The following is a 24445-nucleotide window of genomic DNA, read 5'->3' as shown; positions in this document are numbered from 1 at the left end:
CCGCCGCCACCGCCGCCGCCCCCGCCGTTGCTCGTGCTGCGCACGATCGAGCGCACCGCGGCGCGCGCCCTGCTCGACAGCGCAGTGCAGACGCCCGACGGCAAGGTGGCCGCGCCCGCGATTGCTCTGATCGCTGACGCGCACGGCAAGACGCCCGACCTAGTGGTGAATCTGCAGGGCTTCCTGGGTGTCGGCGACCGCAAGGTGAATTTCCCGTGGAGCGCGTTCCGCTTCACGCCGACCGCGAAGAGCGCGCCCATCACGCTCAACGCGCCGGGCATTCCGCCGAACGCGGCGAAGTCCGCCGCCGTGCAGTTGCCGCTGATCGACGCCACCGTCGAGCGCCCGAACGGCGCCAAGGTCGGCCGCGTGATCGACGTGCTGATCGACGCCAACGCGCAACCGCAGGCGGTCGTGCTGGACGTGAACGGCATGGTCAGTACCGAGCGGCGCACGATTGCCGCGAACTGGTCGGCGCTGCGCTTCGTCACGAAGGACAAGGAGTTGCATCCGTTTATCGATCTGAGCGATGCGCAGATCAACGCGACACCGCCGTACGCCAGCGACAAGCCGATTCGCGCGGTCTCGCCGGCACCGCCGCCCGCCGCTGCCGCACCCGCCCCTGGTTCCGCTCCTGCTTCCGCACCCGCTGCGGCGACCACGGCTTCGGCGGCACCTAACGCACGGGCGGCCCGATGATCGGCCGCACTCTGGTAACCGCGCGCAGCCTGCGCGCGCTCGACTGGCTGAATTTCTTCGTTGCCAACGTGCAAACGGGGTTTGGGCCGTTTATCGCGTCGTATCTCGCCTCGCACAAATGGACGCAGGGCGAAATCGGCATGGCGCTCTCGGTGGGCACCATCAGCGCGATGGTGAGCCAGGTGCCCGGCGGCGCTGCCGTGGACGCACTGCGCAACAAGAAAGGCGCCGCTGCGTGGGCGATCTTCGCGATCATCTTTAGCGCCGTGCTGCTGGCCGCGAGCCCGACGGTGCTGCCGGTGATCGCCGCCGAGGTATTCCACGGCTTTGCGAGCTGCATGCTGACGCCGGCGCTGGCCGCGATCTCGTTCGCGCTCGTGGGGCGGGCGAATCTCGGCGACCGGCTGGGGCGCAACGCACGCTGGGCGTCGATCGGCAGTGCGGTCGCTGCGGGGCTGATGGGCGTATTCGGCGAGTACTATTCGCCGCGCGCAGTGTTCTGGCTGACGGCCGCGCTCGCGGTGCCCGCGCTGATCGCGCTGACGATGATCCAGCGCACCGACACGATCGAACTGCCACGTTCCGCGCCGACGCCGCAACAGGTCGAGCGGCGCGAGAGCTTGCGCGAATTGCTGCGTGACAAACGGATGTTGTTGTTTGCGGCTTGCATCGTGCTGTTTCATTTGTCGAATGCGGCGATGCTGAATCTCGCTGCGGGCGAAGTGACGGCCGGCATGGGCGACAACGTGCAACTGGTGATTGCCGCGTGCATCATCGTGCCGCAGGCGATTGTGGCGATGATGTCGCCGTGGGTTGGTCGCTCTGCCGAGCGCTGGGGGCGGCGGCCGATTCTGTTGCTCGGGTTTTCGGCGTTGCCGATTCGTGCTTTGCTGTTTGCCGGAATCAGCAGCCCTTATTTGCTGGTGCCGGTGCAGATGCTCGATGGGTTGAGCGCGGCTGTGTTTGGGGTGATGTTGCCGTTGATTGCCGCTGACGTCGCCGGTGGGAAGGGGCGTTATAACCTTTGTATTGGGTTGTTTGGGTTGGCGGCGGGCATTGGGGCTACTTTGAGTACTACTGCTGCCGGGTTCGTCGCGGATCATTTTGGTAATGCGGCGAGCTTTTTTGGGTTGGCTGCGGCTGGGGCCCTGGCGGTTTTGTTGGTGTGGGTGGCGATGCCTGAGACGCGGGAGGCTGTGGTCGCCGGTGGTGGGGTTGATGTGGCGGATGGGGAGTCGGCTGCTCAATAAGGGTTTGGTTTTTTGCCTGCCCGGCGGGTTGTGCTGTGGTCTTTGTGGTGTTGGCCTTTCCTTGAGGTCGCGGTGGTCTGCTTTTTGTGTTGGCCTTTCCTTGAATTCACGGTGGTCTATTAGTGTTGCCCCTGTGCGGGGCGGCACCTACTTTCTTTGCCGCGGCAAAGAAAGTAGGCAAAGAAAGCCGCTTTGCCACCGCAAATTCTTAAGCGGGTCCCTTGGCTTGGAGGGGGTAGTGGTGCATCTGGAATCCGTGCCCTCGCACACTCCGCTCTAGTGACAAGGCAGTCATGCTTCCCGCCTAGCGCTACGCGCTCGCCGGAGCGGTCAACCTGGAAAACCAGTGGCCAACGCTGCGACGGAGTATCGCGACAGAGTGAAAGCCGTCGATTGCTTAGGTGTACTACCGCAGGCGCGAAAAATAGCGAATGGTTTGATGAACTACCGCCGCGGCGCGCGCAGCGCCGCCGGAAGAATGACTGCCTTGTCACCGGGGTTGAATGTGCGGGGGCACGGATTCCAGATGCACCACTGCCCCCTCCAAGCCAGGGGACCCGCTTAAGAATTAGCGGTGGTAAAGCGGCTTTCTTTGCCTACTTTCTTTGCCGCGGTGTAGAAAGTAGGTGCCGCCCCGCACAGGGGCAACGCTAATAGACCACCGTGAACTCAAGGAAAGGCCAACACCCAAGGAACACACCCAAAGCGCCGCGCAGGCAAAACAACCTCAATCTATAGCCCGCCCAGCAGTCTCCTTCATAAACGGCAAAGGCACCAACGAAACCAACCCACACCCAATCAAATACCATGCCGGCGCCAGATTACTCCCAGAAACCTGAATCAACCACGTAGCAAAAAACTGCGCAAACCCACCAAAAATCGAAACCCCGAGACAATAAACAACCGACATCCCGGTAGCCCGAATCTCACGAGGAAACATTTCGGGCAACATAACGATATTAGGCACAGCAGTAAACGCAACCAGCACAGCCAACCCCGCCACTACCGCCAGCAAAACCGGCACCGTAGGCGAAGCATTGATGATCATGAACGCCGGATAAACAGCCGCAATCAGAAGAACACGAGAAACCCACAACACCCGCTTGCGCCCGACCCGATCCGACAACGTCCCGGCGAACGGCGAACAGATCACCGTCACCACCGCCGCGGTCCATGCGGCCCACAACGCCGACGCCATCGGCAAATGCAAAATCCTGATCGCGTAAGTGGACAGATAAAACAGCACGATATAGTTCGCCGCCGTCCCGCCAATCGTCGTCACGACACCCGTCGTAATCACCCGCGAATGCTCGCGAAACAACTCGCGCACGGGTCGTGAGGCCGGTGTTGAGGCCGGATTCACAGCCGAATGAGCAGCCGAATGTGCAACACCCGCCCCATCCTCAACACCAGGCAGCGTCTCGTTCAAATGACGCCGGATATAAATACCAATCGGCCCCATCGCCATGCCGATCACAAACGGCACACGCCAGCCCCAGCTCTCGAGCGCCGCGGTCGACAGCGCCGCCGCCAGCGCGACCCCAAGCAACGATCCGCACACCGTGTTCAAGCCCTGGCTCACGAACTGCCAGCTGCCGTAGAATCCACGCGTCTTGTCGCTGCCATACTCCAGCAACAGCGATGTCGACGCACCGATCTCACCGCCCAGCGCAAAACCCTGAATCAGCCGCGCGAGGATCACGAGCAGCGGCGCGGCAATGCCGATCGCCGCGTAAGTCGGCGCAAACGCGATGATCGCGGAGCCCAGCGTCATCAGCCATAAAGTGAGGCTCATCGCCGCCTTGCGGCCGGCGCGATCCGCATACGCGCCCAGTACGATGCCGCCCACCGGACGCATGATGAACCCCACGCCGAACGTGCCCACCGCGAGCATCAACTGTGCAAGCTGTCCCTCGACCGGAAAGTACAGCTTGCCGATAATCGTCGCGAAGAAGCTGTAGATCGTGAAGTCGAAAAACTCGAGGCCGTTGCCGAGCGTGATCGCAGCAATCGCTTTGGCCTGGCCCGCGCGCCTCGCGGACTGGCCGGTCAACATGCCCTGCGCGTCCAACGCGTCCGTGCCCGCGGGTTGCGGTGTGGCGGAATAGTCCATCTGTGTCTCCGTGGTGTTCTACCAACTGATGCGGGACTGCGCCCGCTCGAGCAAGCGCTCCGGCCTCAAACCAGAAACGTCTGTGCGAGTCTCACCCAGTAGGCCGCGCCGGTGGCAAGGCAATCGTCGTTGAAGTCGTAGCCGGGGTTGTGGACCATGCAGCCGCCCTCGCCGTCGCCATTGCCGATGATCAGGTAACTGCCGGGGCATTGTTCGAGCAGGAACGCGAAGTCTTCGCTGCCGGTGAGCGGTTGCATGTCGGCAATCAAGCCGCCTTCGCCGAGCCAGTCTTGTGCGACCTGCCGCGCGAGGCCGGTCATGGCGGGATCGTTGACGAGCACCGGATAGCGGCGCTGATAATCCACGTCCGCCCGCGCGCCGTACACGGCCGCCTGGCCGCACGCCACCGCCGTGATGCGCTCCTGCAAATAGTCGCGAACCTCGGGCTTCAATGCGCGCACCGACAGGCGCATTTCCGCAGTCTCCGGAATCACGTTCGGTGCGTCGCCCGCGTGAATCGCGCCGACGGTGATGATCGCCATGTCGAGCGGCGCGATATTACGCGACACGATGGACTGCAACGCCAGCACGATCTGCGCGCACACCACCACCGGATCCACCGCCTTATGCGGCACCGCGCCGTGGCCGCCGCGCCCGGTCACCTTGATGATTACCGTATCCGACGAGGCCATGAACGACCCCGGCAGGAAGCCGAACTTGCCGGTCGGGAAGCCCGGCATGTTGTGCATCGCAAACACGGCGTCGCACGGAAACTTCTCGAACAGACCGTCTTCGAGCATTTTCTTCGCGCCCGCCAGGCCTTCTTCGGCCGGCTGGAAAATCAGATTCAGCGTGCCGTCGAAATTCTTTTCCTGCGCGAGATGCTTGGCGGCGGCAAGCAGGATCGCCGTATGGCCGTCGTGGCCGCACGCGTGCATCTTGCCGGGCACCTTGCTCGCGTAGGGCAAGCCGGTGGTCTCATGAATCGGCAACGCGTCCATATCGGCGCGCAGGCCGAGCTTGCGGCTGCCGCTGCCAACTTTCAGTTGCCCTACAACACCGGTTTGACCCAGCCCGCGATGCACCGTGTAGCCCCACGACTGCAGCTTTTCGGCGACCAGGTCGCCGGTCGCGAACTCCTCGTAGGCCAGTTCGGGCTGCGCATGGATGCGGCGGCGCAGTTCGATCATTTCGTCTTCGAGAGCGGCGATGCCCGCCGGAATGGCCATGGTGTTCACGAGGTGTCTCCATCAATGAAAGCGTGAACCGAGCATAGCCGCGCCGAATTTCCGGCGGCAGGCGTAGAATCGTTACGGCAGCAACTTCTGGTTGCCACTCAATCGCCGCCTCGCCAGATGAAACTGCATCAGCTCAACACCTTAGCCGCCATTGCGGATACCGGAAGTATCCGGGCTGCCGCCCGTTCGCTGGGTCTTTCACCGGCCGCCGTCACCAAGGCCATGCGCGAACTGGAGGCCGACCTGCACGCGCCGCTGGTGGTGCGCAGCGCGAGCGGCATCGCGTTCACCGAATTCGGCCGTACGCTGGTCGTGCATGCGCGCGTGGTGCTGGGGCAACTGCAGCGCGCGCAAGCTGAAATCGAGGCGTTACGTGGCGCGGCGGCGGGCAAACTGTCGATCGGCGTCACGCCCTGGGTCGCGCTGACTTTTCTGCCGCCCACGGTGAAGCGCTTCAGGCAGCGCATGCCCGAAGTCCAACTGGAGTTTTTCGAAGGGTTGCTGGCGGTCGTGCAACCGCGCTTGCGCGACGGCAGCCTCGATTTTTCGATCGGCCGGCCGCCGCCCGCGTCGCCGCAATCGGAGTTTCACAACGTTCCGCTCTTTTCCACGCATTCGGCCGTGGTCGCGCGGCGCGATCATCCCAAGGCAGGCTGCCGCACGCTGCTCGAACTGGAGGACGCGGAGTGGGTGTTGAACTGGGACCCGGCAAGCCGCGAGTCGATCTCGGACAATCTGTTCCGCAAGCGCGGCATGCGCGTGCCGCACACCATTCATCTCGCGCATTCGCTGGCGGTCGTGCTCGGATTGCTCGCGCATTCGGACATGCTCAGCATCTTTCCGTGGCCGCTCGTGGAGGTGACCCTCGCGAAGGAGCAGCTATGGGCGTTGCCGCTGCGCGAGACGGTCGATGAAACCATCGTCAGCATCACGTCACGCCGCGGCGCGCCGACGAGTCCGGCGGCCGAGTGTTTTCTCGAATGTTTGCGTGAAGTGATCGACGAAGGGGCGCGCTCGCAAGACCCCGAGCAGCGCCGGCTGTTTCATTCGATCGAGTTGTTGCTGTAGTCGCGTCACGCGGTACGTGACGCAACCACACAATCTCAGACCGTGTAACCCACCACGCCCTTGATCTCCAGAAAGTCCTCCAGACCGAACTCGCCGTACTCGCGCCCATTGCCCGATTGCTTGAAGCCGCCGAACGGCGCATCGGGATTGTAGTCCGCGTAGTTCAGATAGATCGTGCCGGTGCGCAGGCGCTTCGCCACCGCATGCGCGTGTTCGATCGAGCCGGACTGCACGTAGCCCGCGAGACCATAGAGGCTGTCGTTGGCCATGGCGATCGCTTCGTCTTCGGAGTCGTAAGCGAGAATCGACAGGACCGGGCCGAAGATTTCCTCGCGCGCGATCGTCATCTGCGGCGTGACCTTGCCGAACACGGTGGGCCGCACGAAGTAGCCGTTTTTCAAACCTTCAGGGCGCCCCAGGCCGCCGGCCACCAGCGTGGCGCCCTCTTCCACGCCCACGCCGATCAGCCGCTGGATCTTGTCGAACTGCTGTTCGCTGATCACCGGGCCGATATCCGACTCCTTGGCATCCGCGGGACCGACGCGCAACGCCTCCGCCGCTTCCTTCGCATACGCGAGCGCTTCGGCTTCACGCGCGCGCGGCACGAACATGCGCGTGGGCGCATCGCACGACTGGCCGCTATTGTCGAAACAGGCACGCGCGCCGCGCATCACGGCCGTTTTCAGATCGGCGTCTTCGAGAATCAGGTTCGCGGATTTGCCGCCCAGTTCCTGATGCACGCGCTTGACCGTGTCCGCCGCGGCCTTCGCGACCAGCACGCCCGCACGGGTCGAACCGGTGAACGACATCATGTCGATGTCCGGATGCGACGACATCGCTTCGCCCACGGTGCGGCCTTCGCCGTTCACGAGATTGAAAACGCCCGCCGGCACGCCCGCTTCGTGCAGGATCTCGGCGAAGATGATGCCGGACAGCGGCGCCAGCTCCGAGGGCTTGAGCACCATCGTGCAGCCGGCTGCGAGCGCCGGCGCAACCTTGGTGGTGATCTGCAACGCCGGCCAGTTCCACGGCGTGATCAGGCCGCACACGCCGACCGCTTCCTTGCGGATCAGAATGCTGTTCTTCGTGCACTCGAACTCGAACGTATCGAGCGTGCGGATCATCGCTTCCAGATGCGCGACGCCGGTCCATGCCTGCGCGTCGTTCGCGTACTGCAGCGGCGCGCCCATCTCGCGGCTGATCGCATGCGCCATGTCGTCATAGCGTTTGCGATAAACGTCGAGGACCGCCTGAAGCAAGTCGATGCGCTGCGCGACCGTGGTTTCGCTGTAAGCGGGAAACGCGCGCTTCGCGGCCGCCACCGCGCGATCGACATCCGCCGCGCTGCCGAGCGAAATCTGCGCGAACGCGCCGGCGGTGGAGGGATCGATCACATCGAGCGTGGCGGCATTCTGCTCAACGGGATCGACCCATTGACCGTCGATATAAAACTGCTTGGCGTGTTCCATGAGACTTGTCCTTATCAACAATGTTTGCAGGTCAGACGCGAGGCGAAACGCACTCGCGGCGGCATCGCGTGCTTTACATCGACACCGCTCAATCTGAATGTCTTCAAATCGAAATTCATCACTACGCTGCTTTGGCTCAGACTCCGGTTCTGCCGCGACTTTCGACATCGTTCCCTGTCGGTCACATCGGTTCAGATCAATTCACATCACCCTGGAGAGACACATGAGCAACATCACCTTCACCCGCATCGACGCCAAGGGCCCCGGCGCGACCGGCCTGAACCCGGCCCTGCACGATCCCGCCGACGTCATTCTCGAAGGCGCCAAGGCACCGCACGCGCTCAACGCATTCTCCGATGCCGGCAACATGCTGTCCGCCGGCGTATGGCAATGCGATGCGGGCACGCTGAAACTGGCCGACCTGCCGATCCACGAAGTGTGCGTGCTGATCGAAGGCGAAGTCGTCATCACCAGCGACGACGGCCGCAGCGAACGCTATGCCGCCGGCGACGCCTTCATCCTGCACAAGGGCTTCTCGGGCACGTGGCATATGCCGGTGGCGACCAAGAAGTACAGCATCGTGTACTGCGGTTAATTCACACTGCGTCGTTGCTTCACCGGAAACCGCACCCATTAAGGTGCGGTTTTTTTATGCCGGCGGCAATAGAAAACAACGGAGAACGGCGCAAAACAGCGGTAAACACACAAAGAAAGACACAAAAAAAAGCGCCCGCCACGACCGCGCGGACGCCTCCGGCTACATCGGGAAACCCATCGCCTTGATCGAATTGATCCACAGACGCCGCCAGCCGCCGCGATCGTCGGCGCCATCGAACGCGTTGAAGGTGATCTTCGCGGCGATCCAGCGCACCGGTTCGGGCGGAATGTACGACGGCCCCTTGCGCGAAATATCGAGCGACGTGATCACCGTATCGCGGTTCCACAGCATGTCGAGACCCATCTTCGCGCCAAAGCGGCTGCCCGCCACGCCAAAGCCCGTATAGCCCGCCACGAACACGCTCTTGCCGCCGTGATAGCGGCGCGCGAACACGGCCCCGCGCGAGCAATAGTCGATCGGGCCGCCCCACGCATGCGTGAAGCGCACGTCGTCCAGTTGCGGGAAGGTGCGATAGAACGCTTCGGCAAGTTTGTAGTACGTGCTCTCGTCGCGATCTTCGGCGGGATTCGGATTGCCGCCGAAGTGGTAGCTCACGCGGCCGCCAAAGATGATGCGATTGTCCTTGGTGAGCCGGAAATAGTTGAGCTGCGTGCGCGTGTCGTAAATGCCCTGACGGTTCTTCCAGCCGATGCGCGCCATCTGCTCGTCGCTCAGCGGCGCCGTCGCGATGATGTGATCACGCACCTGCATGACCCGGCGCTTGATGTCGCTCACGCCGACATCCGCCGTGCCGGTGCCGAGCAGCACGCGCGGCGTTTCGATGCGGCCCGCCTGGGTGTGCACGACCATCGTCGCGCCGCGGTCTTCGAGACGCGTGATCGGTGAATGCTCATGCAGACGCACGCCGAGCTTCAGCGCGGCGGCCTTCAGGCCCCACGCCAGCTTCGCCGGATGAATCGTGCCGCTGCGGTTGCGCGACCACATCGCGCCGGCGAACAGCGGCGAGTCGAGCTGCTCGCGGGCACGCTCGCTGTCGAGCAGCACCACGTCGTGCCCGTGCGCCACGTGCAGTTCGTAATCGCCCTTCAGGTGATCGAGATGGCCAGGATCGACCGCGACCGTCATCTCGCCGTTCCATTCGACGTCCGCCTCGATGCCGTAGCGCACGAGCGACTCCTTGAAGCCGTCGAGATTCTCCTGGCCCAGCTTCTCAAGCACGTCGAGGTCTTGCGGAAAGACGCGCGTGGCATTCGGCAGGCCATGCATCACCGAAGTCGAAATGATGCCGCCCGGACGGCCTGATGCGCCATAGGCCACCTTGCCCGCTTCGACCAGCACGACATCCAGTGACGGGTCGGCTTCCTTCGCCTGGATCGCGGCCCACAAACCGGTGAAGCCACCGCCGACCACCACCAGATCCGCCCTGGTCGGGCCGATCAGTTCCCGTTCGACAGCCGGTGCGCGCGGATTGTCCAGCCAGAACGGAAACAGCTTTACCCCTTCAAACGCGCGCTTTACGGATTCGCTCATCCTGTTTGCCTACCTGAATTGAAAACCATTGCTTGTACTGCCCGACGCCGCGCTTCAGCCTCAGTCCTGTGTGTCGAGCGCCGCCTCGCGTTCACGCTCCACGCGCACGGCGCGCTGCGGCTGCGCGCCTGCCTTATGGCGCGCCGCCGGCACCACCGGATGCACGAACACGTTGCGCTGCGAACCGCCGCGCAGCCAGCGCCGGCCGAGCGGTCCGTACACACCGTCCGGTTCCGGGAAACATTGCAGCAGCGCGATGTACAGCGCGGCGGCCAGCGTCAGCGAAACCGGCATGCTGATATCGAGGCCCCCGGCGAGCTGGCCGAGCGGGCCCACGAACTGATCCGGCAGATTGACGAAGCACAGGCCGATCGCCGCGCTCGGAATCCACGCGCCCATCGCGCGCCAGTTCCAGCCGTTGGTGAACCAGTAGTGGCCGCCACGGCCGCCGCGGTTGAACACCTGCAAATCGTCGGACAGATAGAAACCGCGCCGCGTCACGAAGCCGATGATCATGATCACCATCCAGGGGCAGCTGCAGACGTTGATCAGCACCGAGAACGTTGAGACGCTTTCGACCAGATTGAACGCAAAGCGCCCCAGAAAGATAAAGCCGATGGCGAGGCTGCCGATCAGCAGCGTGGCGCGCACGCGGTTCAGAAACCTGGGAAACATGCTCGACATATCGAGCCCGGTGCCGTAGAGCGCGGTCGTGCCCGTCGACATCCCGCCGATGATCGCAATCAGGCACACCGGCAGAAAGAACCAGCTCGGAGAAATCGCCAGCAGGCCGCCGACGTAGTTATTCGACGCGATGAAATCCGGCGCCCTGCTGGCGATGATCGTGGCGGTGGCGAGACCGAAGAAGAACGGCACGAAGGTGGCCAGTTGCGCGAGAATTACCGCGAGAATCGTGCGTTGTCTCGGCGTATCTTCCGGAATATAGCGAGCCCAGTCGCCGAGCGTGCAGGCGAACGACACCGGATTGCTCATCGCCACCAGCACGGCCGCCACGAACGCCGGCCAGAAACCCGCCGCGCCGTGCGCCACCTTGCCGGCGTATGCGCTATCAAAGGTGCCGGCAAAGGCGAACAGGCCGACCACGAACAGCAGGCTCGCCGCCCACACCGCAATCTTGTTGACCCACAGCATGAAGCGGAAGCCGTACACGCAAACGGTCAGCACCAGCACCGCGAACAGGCCGTAGGCGCCGCTCAGCGTCATCCAGTTGACCGGCAGGCCGAACAGATGATTCGCGCCGCCCACGAGCGCGTCGCCCGAACTCCACACCGCCAGCGAGAAGAACGCCACCGCGGTCAGCACCGCCAGAAACGAGCCGACTATCCGCCCATGAATGCCGAAATGCGCGCCGGACGAGACCGGATCGGCGGTGCCGTTGCGCGGCCCGAACAGGCTCATCGGCGCAAGAATGCACGAGCCGATCAGCACGCCGAGCACGATCGACCAGACGCCCGCCTTGAACGACAAACCGAGCAGCACCGGGAAGCTGCCGAGCACCGAGGTGGAAAACGTATTGCAACCGCCGAACAGCAGGCGGAACAGATCAATGGGCCGCGCGTAGCGCGAGCGATCCGGGATGCGTTCAAAACCGAATGTTTCAACTTGGGTGATGCTGTTGCTGCTCATTGTCTCCGACTCCTGCAACGGCCAGGTCAATCACATTGGCTCGCCGCGGGGAAGCGGCGTCCACTTTTTTCAAATCTCTGGACGTCACTGTAAAGACAATCGGCGCGGGCAAAAATACCGCCCCTCCAACCTTTACTTCGATCCCCGGCGATGTAACCCGAAACGCCCGTCCCATGAGGCATTACGAGCGATACGCACGGTCGCGCGGGCGCTTCATGCAGGCGTCGCGCGGCGCAAACGTCGAAGCGAATAGCGAGAATCCGGCGGCCGTGTCAGCTTTCGCCGGCCTCGCTCGCGGCGCGCGTTTGCCGCCGCCGGCGCGCGGCAGCGACGCTCGCCACCGGGACCGGCACCGCACCCGACATGCCATGCTCGATCAGAAAATCGCGGAACAAACTGGCCACATGCGGCAAGCGCTTGTCCGACACATGCATCACATACCAGTCGCGCTCGATCGGATTCGCGGGCATGGGCAGCAAGGCGAGCAAGCCGGCATGAAACTCCAGCGAACACGCATGCAGCGACAGAAACGCGATGCCGAGGCCGGCCTCGACCAGCTGCTTGATGGCCTCGTTGCTGGACAGCTCCGAGCCGATGTGCAGCTTGAGGCCCGCGAGGCGGAACAGATTCTCGACGGTCGAGCGCGTGCCGGAGCCCCGTTCGCGCACGAACAGGTTCGCGTTTTGCAGATCGTCGAGCGTCAGGCGCTTGTGCTTCATCAGCGCGTGCGCGGGCGAGGCGACGAAGGCCATCGGATGTTTGGCGAATGCGGTCGCCACGGTGCGCAGTTCGCGCGGCGCGCTGCCCATCACCGCGAGATCGATTTCATGCGTGGCCAGCATGCGGATGATGTCGGCGCGATTGCCCACCTTGAATTGCACCTTCACTTGCGGACGCGCCTCGGTGAAGCGCACCAGAAACGGCGGGATCAGATACTCGGCGGTCGTGATCGCGCCGATGCGCAGCGTGCCGCCCTGCTCGCCCTGCAACGCGGCGAGGTCGTCGGCCGCGCCGTTCCATAGATCGAGAATCTCCAGCGCATAGCGCGCGAGGATTTCGCCGGCCGCCGTCAACTGCACGCCCCGCCCCACGCGCTGCAACAGCGGCGCGCCCGCGGCCTCCTCCAGCAAGCGCACTTGCAGCGACACGGCCGGCTGGGTCAGCTTCAGTTCTTCCGCCGCGCGCGACACGCTGCCGAGCTTCGCGATGGTGTGCAAGGCCTTCAACTGACGAAACGTCGCCACTTTTAACATAAGTGAAAACCTATATGTCTCGTATAAACATTAAATTGTGCTGCTGATTTTACCGATTCTATACTGGCCCGACAGATGAGCCGGGCAATGTTCGATATTGCTGCGCAGGGGCACTGCCGCCGGCCGGGTACGAATAACTTGAGGAGGACAGGGATCATGGCAGCAATCGACCAGCAGGCAGGCGCAACACCGCAGCGCACGCAAGGCGCTCGGCGGACGGACAACCCGGCGGTGCATCGGATCGTGATCGTCGGGGGCGGCGTGGGCGGGCTGGGTCTTGCCACGCGGCTTGCGGAATCGCTTGGGCGCGCCGGTCTCGCGCACATCGTGCTGGTCGACCGTTGGCCCACGCATTTCTGGAAGCCGCTGCTGCACGAAGCTGCTTCGGGCCAGCTCGATCCCGCCACGCACCAGTTGCAATACGCGGTACAGGCGCAGCGGCATGGCTTTGAATTCGAACAGGGCGAATTCAGCGCGCTGAATCGCACCGAGCGGCATATCACCATCAATGCGCTGCACGACGCCGACGGCCGCGAAATCCTGCCGGCCCGTCAGCTCGCCTTCGATACGCTGGTGCTGGCCATGGGCAGCGTCACACAGTATTTCGGTGTGCCTGGTGCCGCTGAACACGCCCTCCCGCTCGAATCGGTCGCGCATGCGGAAGCATTCCGCCGCAAGCTGCTCGACTGCTGCCTACGGGCGAATCATGCGCGCCGCGCGCGTACTGCACAGGCCGATACACCGGTGTCGATCAATATCATCGGCGCGGGCGCGACGGGCGTCGAACTCGCCGCGGCGGTGCGCGACACCGTGCGTCTGTTGAACCGCTACAGCCCGTTTTCGCTCGATCCGGTGCGCGACTTCCGCATCCGGCTGATCGAAAGCGGCGCGCGCGTGCTGCCCGCTTTGTCGGAAACGATTTCAGCGCGTGCGGAACGGATGCTCGGCAATCTCGGCGTGGAAGTGTTGAGCAACACACGCGTCACCGAAGTGCGCGCCGACGCCGTGCTGACTGACGGCGGCGCGCCGCTCGCGAGCGACATCGCCATCTGGACGGCAGGTATTGCCGGACCGCCAGTATTGCGCACACTGGACGGTATCGCGGTAAATCGCAACGCGCAGTTGCAGGTGCATCGCACGCTGCAATCCACGAGCGACGCGAACGTGTTCGGCCTCGGCGATTGCGCGGCCTGCCCCGCCGATCATGCGGGCGGGTTCCTCGCGCCGCGCGCGCAGGTTGCGCATCAGCAGGCGCTCTTTCTCGCCCGCGCGCTGAAGTGCCGGGTGGCGGGCGAAGCACTGCCGGAGTTCGTCTATCGCGACGCCGGCACGCTGGTCGGTTTTGGCCGCGAAGGCACCATCGGCAGCCTCAGCAGCAGTCTGCTGACGCAGCCGGTTTTCGTCGACGGCTGGCTGGCGACGTCCGTCTACCGGCTCATCTACCGGCGCCACATCATGACGCTAACCGGCTTCGCCCGCATGGCGCTCGATACCGCCAGCCAATGGTTGCGCAGACGCGTGCATCCGTTGATCCGCCTGCATTGAACCCTGGCGAAAACGCTGCCGCTCACGCGCCGGTATCGATCCGGCGCGTGAGCGACACCCTCTCAGTCGAGAAACTCCGCTGCCCGCTTGCGCAGCACCGCGCCGAAATCGTCGAGCCAGCCGATCGACAAGCGCCAGCTCTGCCAGTACAGATCGATGTCGATATGCTTGCCGGGCGCCATGTCCACCAGTTCGCCGCTCGCGAGGTGCGACGTGATCATCCGCTCCGGGCACATTCCCCAGCCGAGTCCCATCACGCAGGCGCGCAGGAAACCGGCCACATGCGGAATCCAGTGCAACGGCGGATCGATCTCCGCACGCGTAATGCGGCGCATGAAGCGCTTTTGCAACTGGTCCTTCGGGTTGAAGTCGACGCATGGTGTATTGCGCAAACTCTCGCGCGTGACGCCATCGGCGAAATAGCGTTCGCGAAACGCCGGCGAACAGACCGCCATATAACGCATGCGCCCCAGACGCGTGGACCGGCAGCCCTGCACCGGCTCGGCTTGCGTGGTCACCGCGCCTTGCACGCTGCCGTCGCGAATCCGCTGGGCGGTATGGTCCTGATCGTCGATCACCAGATCGAGCAGCATTTCCCGCTCCACGCAGAAAGGCGCCACCGCGTCGATAAACCAGGTGCCCACGCTGTCGTCGTTCACCGCCACGCGCAGCGCCGGCCACGGCTCGACCAGCGCGCCAGGAAGCGCCGGCAGGCGGCCGGTCAGCTCCGCTTCCAGCAATTGCACGCGTTCCGTGTGGCGGCACAGCAGCGCGCCCGAGGTGGTCGCGACACACGGCTGACCGCGCTTCACCAGGACGCTGCCGACGCGCTCTTCCAATAGTTTGACCCGCTGCGACACCGCGGACGGCGTCACATTCAGTTCGCCGGCCGCGCGGTCGAACGAGCCGTGGCGCACCACGGCGGCCAGCGCATCGAGCAAAGCATAGTCGAGCATTAGCGCTCCTTAATCCGCATTAACCGAATTAGCTTCTCTTATGAGAAGCAAAGCCGCAGACTAGCCCCAATTCGCTTCTCCCGTCTACTGGATTGACTATGAACTGGCTATCTTTTTCTCACGGCGCCGCGCTGTGCGCCTCCCTGATCGTGACGATCGGCGCGCAAAACGCCTTTGTGCTGCGGCAGGGCATCATGCGCTCGCACGTCGGCAAGATCGTCGCGCTGTGCGCGCTGTCGGACTTCATTCTGATCGGTGCGGGCGTGGGCGGCGCATCGGTGCTGGTGGAACGCTACCCGGTGTTCGTGCACGCCATGCTGTATGTGGGGCTGGCCTATCTGGCGTGGTTCGGGTTCAACGCCCTGCGCCGCGCCGTGCGGCCGGGACACGCGGTGCTGGACGCCGGCGGCACCACCGCGCCCGTGCAACGCGCCATGCCGATCGTGCTGATGACACTCGCGTTCACGTGGCTCAATCCGCACGTGTATCTCGACACTTTTCTGCTGATCGGCACCGCCGGCGCGCGCGAACCGGAAGGCGCACGCAGCGCTTTCGCGCTGGGTGCGATGGCGGTCAGCGGCGTCTGGTTTATCGGTCTGGGCTACGGCGCGCGGATGCTGGCACCGCTATTCCGGCGGGCCACGGCATGGCGCGTGCTGGATGGCGCGATCGGCAGCATGGTGCTGCTGCTCGCGGTGACGCAGCTGCGCTGAACGCCGTTGCAGTGAATTCAGGCAGGGGTGCCGGCGCTTCGAGGGCACCCGCCGGTTGTCAGGATGGTGACCAGAGCGCCGGCCGCCCTACTTCTGCACCGCCTGAAAATCCAGCAGATCCTGCACGAGACGGTCCGACACATAATGAGGACCGTCGAACAGATACGTCCGATATCCTCCGTACGCCAATAGCTGCGGCGCAAGCTCTGCCGCGGTTGCGGGCCGGAACGCGCCGCCCGGAGCCGGACGGAACGCCTCGGCGATAATCCGCACCCGCTGTTTGCCAAGCCGAGCCACGAGCGCGTCCGCATACGAGCGCGCCGCGGCCGGACCTCGCGCATACACGCCGCAACCGTCCTGCAGGAACACGCCGACGTCGCGCGGCAACCAGCTGTCCAGCCACGCCGCCAGCGCCGTCCCGCCGACATTCGCATTGTCGTAGACACTGATCCAGAGCGGCTTCGGCAACGCCGCGAGCAACGGCGCGAGCGCCGCAGCGCCCTGCCAGGTCGGATCGACTTCGACCGGAAAGTAATAACCGTCGATGCGCACCGCCGGCCGCACGTCCGCCAGCACCTTCGATTGTTCGACGAGGCGCGCCGCCTGCGCACGTGCCGAGGTTTCGTCGAAACGTCCGGCGAGCCCCACGATCACGTTGCGCGCCCACGGCTCTCCCGCAATCCGCGTCCAGTCCGGCAACCGGTCCGCGCTTTGCAAGCCGGCACGCTGCTGTGCATCGCCGACCGGCAGGAACGAGATATCGTCCACGGCCGTCCATTGAACCAGCAGGTCCGTCACGCCCAGATGGTTCCACTCTCCACGCGGATCGACGTGATCGTTGTCCAGTTGCCAGACCACGCCCTGCGCCAGTGCGCCGGGTTCGCCGGAAGCGGGCGCCGAGCAGCCGTACAGAAGGGCTGCGCTCATCCCCGCGGCAAGCAGCGCGCGCCGCTGTGGCGATACCGGCCCTGGCGCACTATGCGCCGTGCTGCCGTTGTGTTTTGAAGTGAGCGTCACGGTAATCCTGAGCAAGTTGCGCGCGATCGATCTTGAAGTTCACCGAGACCGGCAACGCACGGCACGCGAGTAATTCCGAGGGGATCATATACGACGGCAGACGTGCCGCCAGCAAGCTCTTCCAGTCGTGCAGCGCGCCGGGCAAGCGGCCGTCGTCGGCGCCGGTCGCGACGAACGCAACGAGCCGCGCGACCGAGCCGTCCGGCCGCCGCAACGGCACCGCGGCCGCGCTGGACACGCCGGGCAGCGCGCGCAAGGCCGAGTCGATCTCCATCAGCTCGATCCGGTAGCCGCCCATCTTGATCTGATCGTCGATGCGGCCGTGACAGAACAACAACCCGCCGCCCTCCACCGCGCCCAGGTCGCCCGTACGAAATGCACGCACGCCGTGACGCGTGAACATGCGCGCCGCGTTCAGATCTTCGCGATTCAGATAGCCGCGCATCACATGTGCGCCCGCAATACACAGCTCGCCGTCCTCGACGAACACCTCCGCATCGCGTTTGGCGTAACCGATCGGCAGGCGCGCGTGCTGCGCGAGCACGGCATCGTCGACGACGATCCAGGTGGTCGCCACGGTCGCCTCGGTCGGCCCATACGTATTGACGATGCGAGCGGCCGGAAAGCGTTGCCGCAATTGCCGCGCGAGTCCGACCGGCAGCACTTCGCCGCAGAACAGAAAGGTCTTGAGCGCAGGCAGCCCTTCCGCCGAAAACTGCGGATTGAGCAGGAGCTGCTGCGCGAAGGACGGCGTCGACACCCACGTGGTCAAGCCGTGCCGCGCGAGCGTGGCAAGGAACGTCGCGCCCTGCGCGGTCAGCGAACGCGAGGCGAGCACGGCCGTGCCACCGAGAGAGAGCGTGCCGAATACTTCGTACATCGACAGATCGAAGCTGAACGGCGCCTGGTTCAGAAAAACGGGTGCGTCGCCGAGTGCAAAGTCCGCCGCCATCCATTCGACGAGCGCGGCAACGCTTTCACGGCCGATCTGCACGCCTTTCGGTTCACCGGTCGTGCCGGACGTGAACAGCACGTAGGCGAGCTGCTTCTCGCGCAACGGCTGCGGCGCCGATGCGGGCGGCGAGTTCGCCGCCGTTTGCGCCTGTGCCGGCTCTCCGTTCAGCGCGACGAACCGGTCACCCTGCGCGTCGTAGTAAGTCCGCGCGCCGAGCGTGCTGGCGATACGCTGCATCCGTTCATCCGGGTAGATCGTATCGACCGGGACGAATGGCGCGCCGAGCAGCAACGCGCCCGCCATCGCGACGAAAAACGCCGCCTCCTTGTGACCGCGCACGATCACCGGCACGTCAGCCGCGAAACCGTAAGTGCGGGCCCGCTGCGCCCATGCCTCGGCTTCGGTCGCGAGTTCACGCCAGCGCAACGCGCGCTCGGCGCCGATCACCGCCCACGCGTCCGGCCGTTCATCCGTCTCGACAAAGCGGCTCGCCGTCAGATCGAATCGCATGGCACGCCTAGCGATTGGCGTCGATGAACGCGCTCAGCGCATCCACCGAAGCGAGATGCTCCGCGATCTCGGTTGGCGGAATCCGCACGCCGAATTGCATTTCGACGCCCATCACGATTTCGACCGCGAGCACCGAATCCACGAGCCCCGTTTCGAGCAGCAGTTCGTCGCCGCGCACGAGCCGCAGCACGACCGATTCGACCAGCGACGCCACCTCGGCGTGCAACGTTTCGTTTTGATTCATTGTGTAGTCCTTGCGCAAACGTCGTTCCGGCAATCAGAACTGGAAATAGAGAAAACGCACTTCGCCATGCAGCTGCGCGACGCAAAACACCAGCACGCCGACGAGCGCCAGCGTCCAGCGCAGCGACGGCTGCCACGTCATCGCGGCCGGCACGCCTTCGGCCGCGCGTTCGAGGACCGGCGAAAAACGGCCCATCAACTGATGCGAGTTAGGCGCGCACCAGACGATTGTCAGGAGTGCGACGATCAGCAACGCGAGTGTCGAGCGGCCCGCGACCAGATGCAGCCACGTCCCGAAGTCCATGCCCGCGGCACCCCACGCCGGCCAGTCGAGGGACTCGACACCATGCAGACCCGCCATCCCTTGCAACAGCGCAAGCGCATCGCCCACGCCGTGCGCGCGGAAAAACGCGAACGCGACCAACGCGGCGACGAACGTCAGCAACACGTTCGAGGCATGGCGCAGGCGAGCTTGCAAGCGCTTAGCCGATGTCTCCGCCATGGCATTCGCCGTGCCGTCCGCCACGGCGGCAGGGGCAGGGGCAGGGGCAACCGCAGCCGCCCGCCACGCGCGATAAGCGTGATTCACGGTCAGATACGACGCATGCAGCAGGCCGTAGATCAGGTATTGCAAGCCCGCTCCATGCCAGATGCCGGCGAGCGCCATCGTATAGAACGTCGGCACTGCGACGGTGGACAGAAAACCGCCTGCCAAGCGCTGCGCGAGGCGGCCGATCGGCAAGCCGCGCAATGCCCGGCTGCGGTTGATTCGCATCGCAAGCGGGTAGTACAGATACGCGGTCAGATAGCGCGTGAGCGTCATATGCCAGCGCTGCCAGAAATCGATGATGCTGGCCGCCTTGAACGGCGAATTGAAATTCAGCGGGAAACGCACGCCGAACATTTTCGCGAGCCCCACCGCCATATCCGAATAGCCGGAGAAATCGAAGTAAAGCTGCAGCGCGTACGCAAGACAGGTACCCCACGCGGCGAACCACTGCAATTCGTGTGGCGCGGCGAAGCCCGCATCCGCGAACGGCGCGATGGTGTCGGCGAACAGCACCTTTTTGCCGAGGCCGATCGCGAACACGAACGCGCCGATCGAGAGATTGTCCGCACGCAGCCGGTAGGTGGCCGGTTGCGCGAACTGCGTCATCATCTCCTTGTGATGCAGGATCGGACCGGCGATCAGATGCGGAAAGAACGTGACGAACTGCACGTAGCCGAGCGGGTCGCGTTGCTTGACGATGCCCGCGTTGCAATCGAGCAGATAGCCGATCTGCGTGAACGTGAAGAACGACACGCCGAGCGGCAGGATCACTTCCTGCATGCCGTGTGCGAGCCAGCCGGCCGGTGCGATTCCGCTCGCGTGCACGAGCGCGGTGAGCAACGTGGCCAGATATTTGTAGCGCACTAGCAGCGCCAGGTCCGCGGTGATCGCCAGACCGAGCAGCCAGCGGCGTCGCGCGGATTGCGCGGGCGTCGCGACGATGGCGCAACTCATCGCGTAGTTGAATACGATCGAAGTGATCAGCAAGCCGACGAAAGCCGGCGTCCACCAGCCGTAAAACACGATCGACGCGCCGCACAGCCACGCCGCCGCGGCGCGCAGCAGGCGCTGCCCGAGCAGATAGTAGCCGGCGAGCGCGAGCGGCAGGAACAGCGTGAGGAAGATGAACGAATTGAATAGCATCGGGATCAGTCCTGCCGCGCGGGTGGCGCAACGGTAGCGGCGGCGTTGGGAGCCTGCTTGGCATGGGTGGTGGACGCCATCGACGCTTCGTCCGCGGGCATCGACAGCGCGTCTTCCGACATTTCCCAGATCACCACGCGCACGCTCTTCGGCCAGGCCGCACGGTCGCGCCAGATGGCCTGCAAGGCGCGATCGAACTGACCGTCATCGAGACTGACGTTCCACAATTCGCGGCCGAGCTGTTCGCCAAGGCGTTCGGCAAACGCGCTGCGCCGCGAGAACGAACTGCCCGCGAGCAGCACGTCGGCCGCCGGGCCGTCGTCGAGGAGGCCGCCGCTGCGGGTGGCCTGCAACGTTTCAGCCGCGACGACATCGGGCGCGGGACGCCATGCATCGGACACCTGGTCGAGATTGGCGAGCGTCAGCAGATCGCCGACGCGCGGCGCGGGCGGCGCCGTGGTGTGCGTGAAAACCGTCTCGCCACGCTTGCCGAGCATAGGCAGCACGGCCGCGCCGACCACCTGCGCGGCGGCTTGCGCGCCACGCGCGTTCCAGTGCACGTCGGTGCGGAAATAGACCGGCCGCGCCGCCTGCAAGGCCGGCAACAGATCGACGTGAGCGACCCCGCGCGCGCTCAGCGCGCGGTTCCATGCGTTCAGACGCCGCGTCATGCGCGCATCCTGGCGCAGCCCGCACAGCGACCCGCTTTCCACACGTGCCTTGTCCGGCACCGTCACGACCAGCAAGCGGATGCCCATGCCAACCAACGCATCGGTATAACGCCGCAAGGTGGCGATGCGTGTGTCAGTGAGCGCGTCCCCGCCATCGGCGCGCGCGACCGGATCGTGGCCCGGCTGCACGGGCGCGCTCAAACCGTCCGCGTAAAACAGCCAGCCGGGACACCCCTCGCGCACCTGGCGCCCGAGATCGCCGAACACGCGGTAACGCACCGCCGCCTGCCAGCGATGCAGCGTGCGCGCGTACGGCACGTCGATCGCGCGATCGATGCCGCGGCCGAGGCTGCCATCGCGCCAGCCGTGCACGTCGAACGACGCTCCGTTTTGCGACTGCGCCACGAGCGAGACGAGCGCGGCCACGCAACCGAAGCCGAGCAGCAATGCAACCAGCCAGGCAATGCGCCGGTGTGCGCGGACCACAGCCTGCGCCGCCGGCACCGGCGCCGTGGCATGGCCTTTGGTGCCGGTGTCCTTGCCGGCGCCCTCGCCGACTACGCGTTGTCCAACTGAATCGCTCATCAGGCAATGGCCTTCGCGACGCGCGCAAGGAACACGTCGTCAGGCATCACAAAAGCCGCGTCCCACTGACCGGCCGCACCCGGCAGATTCATCATCTGCCCTTCGTTGAACTGCCAGACGAGCGCTTGCGGCACATTCGCCTTGAACTCCGGCGACTCCAGATAATTGAGCAGCGTCTTCCATGGGCCAGTGTCGCCGAACGTCCACGTCAGGCCGACCGGACGATCAATCGCATTCGACAGCTTCTGCGGAAACCCGAGATACGGCTGCACCATGCTGTTGCCGACCACCTGCACGACCGGTGCTCCGCCGTCGACGAGCCCGGCGGCGGCACCCGCCGCGCGCACGATGAAATGATCCTTGCCGACCGCCTTCTTGCGATCCGGCGGCAACAGCGCCGCGAGATCGCCGTAGCGCACTTCCTCGTTCCACTTGCCGAGCCGCGTGCCCGAGCCAGCCTCGCCCTTCAGCGGGCCAATCGCCAGCAGGCGCTCGGCGACGCCCGACGCAACCGCTTCCGCCGCATGGCCGCTCCAGTGATAATCGGCGCGAATGTACTTTTCCTGCGACGCATCCACCGCGGCAATCGCGGCGACCGAATCGACCATCGGCAAGTTAAGCGAATCGGCATGCGAGCGCATCGCGGCAAAACGCTTCGCGACGCCGTCCGATAGCGCGGTGCCGCCCGGCAGATACTCCGGGCACGAACGCGCCTTGAGCGGCGCAATCGCGATCACGCTGCGAATACCGTGCGCGGCGAGCTTATCCGTGGTTTGATGAATCAGATCGACGGCTTTCAGGCAGTTCGCCGTGGCGTCGTCGGTGAGGCTTTCCCAGCCGGGATACAGCCACAGATCGCGGCCTTCGATCACACTGCTCGACGCCGCGGCCAACGCACGGCGCGGCGCGAGCGAAACGAACGACAAGGCACCGGCGAGCGGCGCCGCGCCCAGCGCCAGCAGCAAGCGACGGCGGCCGCTGTCGAGCGGATCGGCGTGGACAGACGGCGCGATGAGCGAACGGCGGAAAGTGGTCATTTCGTGAGGTCCCGTAGCTGAGGTCAAGCAACAACGTGCCGCGGCCGGTGAATTGCAATCCGCACAACCGGCGCGTCGATCTATTTATTTAGTTATGCGGTGCTTCTTCGTATTGCGCGTTTTTCCCGGCAAACCTGCCATGCTCAGTTGGCCGCCGGCGGCCACGCGAGCGCATCGCGCGTGCCGCTTAGCACCGGCTTCGCGGCGTCGCCCGTGACAAACACGCTGTAGCTGTCACCCGCCGCAAGCGCCGGCAACGGCAACGCGGCGCTCGCCACAGCGCCACACTGCCCCACCAGCTTCGCGCTCACCGGATTGATGGTGCGCGTATCCTGAGCGCCCGCCGCCACTTGCGCGAACACCGTCGGCCCGTTGCCGTCCACGCCGATCCGCGCGCCGCAACCCGGCGCGAAATTGAACGCGCGCAAGGTCGCCTTCAAACCATCGGCACGCTCGTAGCGTCCGACGATCCGCGTCGCATGCCAGCCCTTTGCATCATGGCGCAGCGCGACGGTGACCGCGTCGCCGGGGCGCGCTGCCGCATCGGCCGGGGCGGCAGCATCGGTCAGCACCTTGCCGCCGACGATCACACGCACGGCAGTGCCTTGGGTCAGCACGCTAAAGCGCGTGACCGCGCCGGGCGCGAGCGTCTGCGGCGCTTCGCTGCCTGCGAGCGCGACCCATACCGCTTGCGACGACGCGTTGAGCACGCGCAGATACGACGCATCGGCGGGCGGCTGCGGCCCATAGAGACTCGCGACGTCGTCCGCCGCCGCGTGCGCGGCCGCGCACGCCACAAGCGCCGCCATGCCAACGGCGAGCTTCGAACTGTTCAGGCTGATTGTCTTCATGTAATTGATCCGGATTCAATACGAGTAGATCGCGCCGAAGAACACACCACGCGCACGATCGTCGCCGGTGATCCTCCAGCGGTACTGCACCGACAGATCGACATACGAACGCGGCGCGTCGTACTTGCTGTCGCGGAACCAGTAGCGCGTCGAAATGCCCACGCCGGCGCCGAGCGGAAAGCTGTGATCGACGCTCGAGTCATAGTCCGCCCCGATCACGGCATACGGGAACACGGTCCACTTCGGGCTGTAGCTGTCCATGCGATACGTGCGGCCCAGTTCGAGATTGGTGGTCGCATAGACCGAGCCGGCGTTCAGGTACGTACCGGTTTCGGCGTAAAGCTGCGCGGTCCACCACGACGGCACGTCGACGCGGCGCTCGATCCCGTAGCCGCCCGAGTACGCCAGCCGCGCGAGCCAGTCCGGGTTGACCTGCGAGCCGATCGGAATGATCCGCTCGAACGCGACGATCGCGTCGATCTGCGAGAACGGCTTGGCGCGCGCGCCCACCGTGGCCTGCAAGGTCGATATGCCGCTCGGACTGCCGTTCTTCACGCCGAAGCTTTCGTAGCCGCGCGCGTAGAGTTCGAACATCCGGTCGCCGAGACTGCCGAACGGGCGCCAGTAGGCTTCCACCCCGGCTTGCCAGTTGTTCGACGTGCCAGGTGTCGGCGACGATGCGTAGCCGGGCTGCATGCCCGCGCCGCGATAGTTCAGCGACGCGTCGAAGCCCCAGTTGCGCGTGGCTTCGGCGTGCGCGCTGCGCATTTCGTTCAGTTGGGC

General features: G+C 64.9%; 21 protein-coding genes. 6 read left to right on the top strand and 15 right to left on the bottom strand.

Annotation, left to right across the window (positions count from 1 at the left end; all coding sequences use genetic code 11):
- A partial coding sequence (locus A6V37_RS41600) for a hypothetical protein (RefSeq protein WP_064286802.1) occupies positions 1–699 on the top strand: 699 nt, incomplete at its 5' end.
- Positions 696–1949, top strand: a complete 1254-nt coding sequence (locus A6V37_RS33890; RefSeq protein WP_064266236.1) for an MFS transporter — start codon at positions 696–698, stop codon at positions 1947–1949. The genes A6V37_RS41600 and A6V37_RS33890, both read left to right, overlap by 4 nt.
- Positions 1950–2676: 727 nt before the next feature.
- Here the strand turns inward: A6V37_RS33890 and A6V37_RS33885 are convergent.
- The gene (locus A6V37_RS33885; protein WP_064266237.1) at positions 2677–4062 is read right to left on the bottom strand and encodes an MFS transporter; all 1386 of its coding nucleotides are present in this window, start codon (positions 4060–4062) and stop codon (positions 2677–2679) included.
- A 65-nt stretch (positions 4063–4127) separates the two neighbouring features.
- On the bottom strand, positions 4128–5300 hold the full coding sequence (locus A6V37_RS33880) for a M20 aminoacylase family protein (RefSeq protein WP_064266238.1): 1173 nt from the start codon (positions 5298–5300) through the stop codon (positions 4128–4130).
- A gap of 117 nt (positions 5301–5417) precedes the next feature.
- On the opposite strand from A6V37_RS33880, the gene A6V37_RS33875 reads away from it, so the two are divergent.
- On the top strand, positions 5418–6368 hold the full coding sequence (locus A6V37_RS33875) for a LysR family transcriptional regulator (protein ID WP_064286801.1): 951 nt from the start codon (positions 5418–5420) through the stop codon (positions 6366–6368).
- Between the two features lie 35 nt (positions 6369–6403).
- Here A6V37_RS33875 and A6V37_RS33870 read toward each other — a convergent pair whose 3' ends face one another.
- Entirely contained in the window at positions 6404–7837 is a 1434-nt protein-coding gene (locus A6V37_RS33870; protein ID WP_064266240.1) for an aldehyde dehydrogenase family protein, read from the bottom strand.
- Positions 7838–8060: 223 nt separating this feature from the next.
- Between A6V37_RS33870 and A6V37_RS33865 the strand changes: the two genes are divergently transcribed.
- Positions 8061–8432: a cupin domain-containing protein gene (locus A6V37_RS33865; protein ID WP_064266241.1), complete on the top strand. Its 372-nt coding sequence runs from the start codon at positions 8061–8063 to the stop codon at positions 8430–8432.
- Between the two features lie 162 nt (positions 8433–8594).
- Here the strand turns inward: A6V37_RS33865 and A6V37_RS33860 are convergent, their stop codons facing one another.
- From A6V37_RS33860 to A6V37_RS33850, 3 genes are all read right to left on the bottom strand, one after another.
- Positions 8595–9986, bottom strand: coding sequence for an NAD(P)/FAD-dependent oxidoreductase (locus A6V37_RS33860; protein WP_064266242.1), 1392 nt, complete (start codon positions 9984–9986; stop codon positions 8595–8597).
- Between the two features lie 60 nt (positions 9987–10046).
- Positions 10047–11633, bottom strand: a complete 1587-nt coding sequence (locus A6V37_RS33855; protein ID WP_064266243.1) for a purine-cytosine permease family protein — start codon at positions 11631–11633, stop codon at positions 10047–10049.
- A gap of 272 nt (positions 11634–11905) precedes the next feature.
- Entirely contained in the window at positions 11906–12886 is a 981-nt protein-coding gene (locus A6V37_RS33850) for a LysR family transcriptional regulator (protein WP_064266244.1), read from the bottom strand.
- A gap of 156 nt (positions 12887–13042) precedes the next feature.
- Between A6V37_RS33850 and A6V37_RS33845 the strand changes: the two genes are divergently transcribed.
- On the top strand, positions 13043–14431 hold the full coding sequence (locus A6V37_RS33845) for an NAD(P)/FAD-dependent oxidoreductase (protein WP_064266245.1): 1389 nt from the start codon (positions 13043–13045) through the stop codon (positions 14429–14431).
- Positions 14432–14493: 62 nt separating this feature from the next.
- Here the strand turns inward: A6V37_RS33845 and A6V37_RS33840 are convergent, their stop codons facing one another.
- Positions 14494–15387 (bottom strand): LysR family transcriptional regulator ArgP, encoded by an 894-nt coding sequence (locus A6V37_RS33840; protein ID WP_064266246.1) that lies wholly within the window; start codon positions 15385–15387, stop codon positions 14494–14496.
- Positions 15388–15485: 98 nt separating this feature from the next.
- Here A6V37_RS33840 and A6V37_RS33835 point away from each other — a divergent pair, with 98 nt between their 5' ends.
- The gene (locus A6V37_RS33835) at positions 15486–16100 is read left to right on the top strand and encodes a LysE/ArgO family amino acid transporter (protein WP_064266247.1); all 615 of its coding nucleotides are present in this window, start codon (positions 15486–15488) and stop codon (positions 16098–16100) included.
- 87 nt (positions 16101–16187) lie between these two features.
- Here the strand turns inward: A6V37_RS33835 and A6V37_RS33830 are convergent, their stop codons facing one another.
- The 8 genes from A6V37_RS33830 to A6V37_RS33795 form a co-directional block, all read right to left on the bottom strand.
- On the bottom strand, positions 16188–17027 hold the full coding sequence (locus A6V37_RS33830) for an alpha-amylase family protein (RefSeq protein ID WP_082902615.1): 840 nt from the start codon (positions 17025–17027) through the stop codon (positions 16188–16190).
- Between the two features lie 49 nt (positions 17028–17076).
- Entirely contained in the window at positions 17077–18582 is a 1506-nt protein-coding gene (locus A6V37_RS33825; protein WP_064266248.1) for a D-alanine--poly(phosphoribitol) ligase, read from the bottom strand.
- A gap of 7 nt (positions 18583–18589) precedes the next feature.
- Complete coding sequence (locus A6V37_RS33820; protein ID WP_064266249.1) at positions 18590–18826, bottom strand: acyl carrier protein; 237 nt, start codon at positions 18824–18826, stop codon at positions 18590–18592.
- Between the two features lie 33 nt (positions 18827–18859).
- A complete protein-coding gene (locus A6V37_RS33815) occupies positions 18860–20518 on the bottom strand; it encodes an MBOAT family O-acyltransferase (RefSeq protein WP_064266250.1) in 1659 nt (552 codons plus the stop codon).
- A 5-nt stretch (positions 20519–20523) separates the two neighbouring features.
- Positions 20524–21774 (bottom strand): alginate O-acetyltransferase AlgX-related protein, encoded by a 1251-nt coding sequence (locus A6V37_RS33810; protein ID WP_064286800.1) that lies wholly within the window; start codon positions 21772–21774, stop codon positions 20524–20526.
- Positions 21774–22811, bottom strand: a complete 1038-nt coding sequence (locus A6V37_RS33805; RefSeq protein WP_064266252.1) for an alginate O-acetyltransferase AlgX-related protein — start codon at positions 22809–22811, stop codon at positions 21774–21776. The genes A6V37_RS33810 and A6V37_RS33805 overlap by 1 nt, the downstream gene beginning before the upstream one ends.
- Before the next feature lie 143 nt (positions 22812–22954).
- Positions 22955–23662: an alginate O-acetyltransferase AlgF gene (locus A6V37_RS33800; protein ID WP_064266253.1), complete on the bottom strand. Its 708-nt coding sequence runs from the start codon at positions 23660–23662 to the stop codon at positions 22955–22957.
- Between the two features lie 15 nt (positions 23663–23677).
- On the bottom strand, positions 23678–24445 hold a 768-nt coding region (locus A6V37_RS33795; protein ID WP_167361455.1), incomplete at its 5' end, for a bacteriophage N4 adsorption protein A.

This window comes from Paraburkholderia ginsengiterrae (assembly GCF_001645125.1).
In the GTDB taxonomy this organism is placed as follows: domain Bacteria; phylum Pseudomonadota; class Gammaproteobacteria; order Burkholderiales; family Burkholderiaceae; genus Paraburkholderia; species Paraburkholderia ginsengiterrae.
The sequence above is the reverse complement of the archived record's forward strand: the minus strand, read 5'-3'. Positions and strand labels throughout refer to the sequence as shown.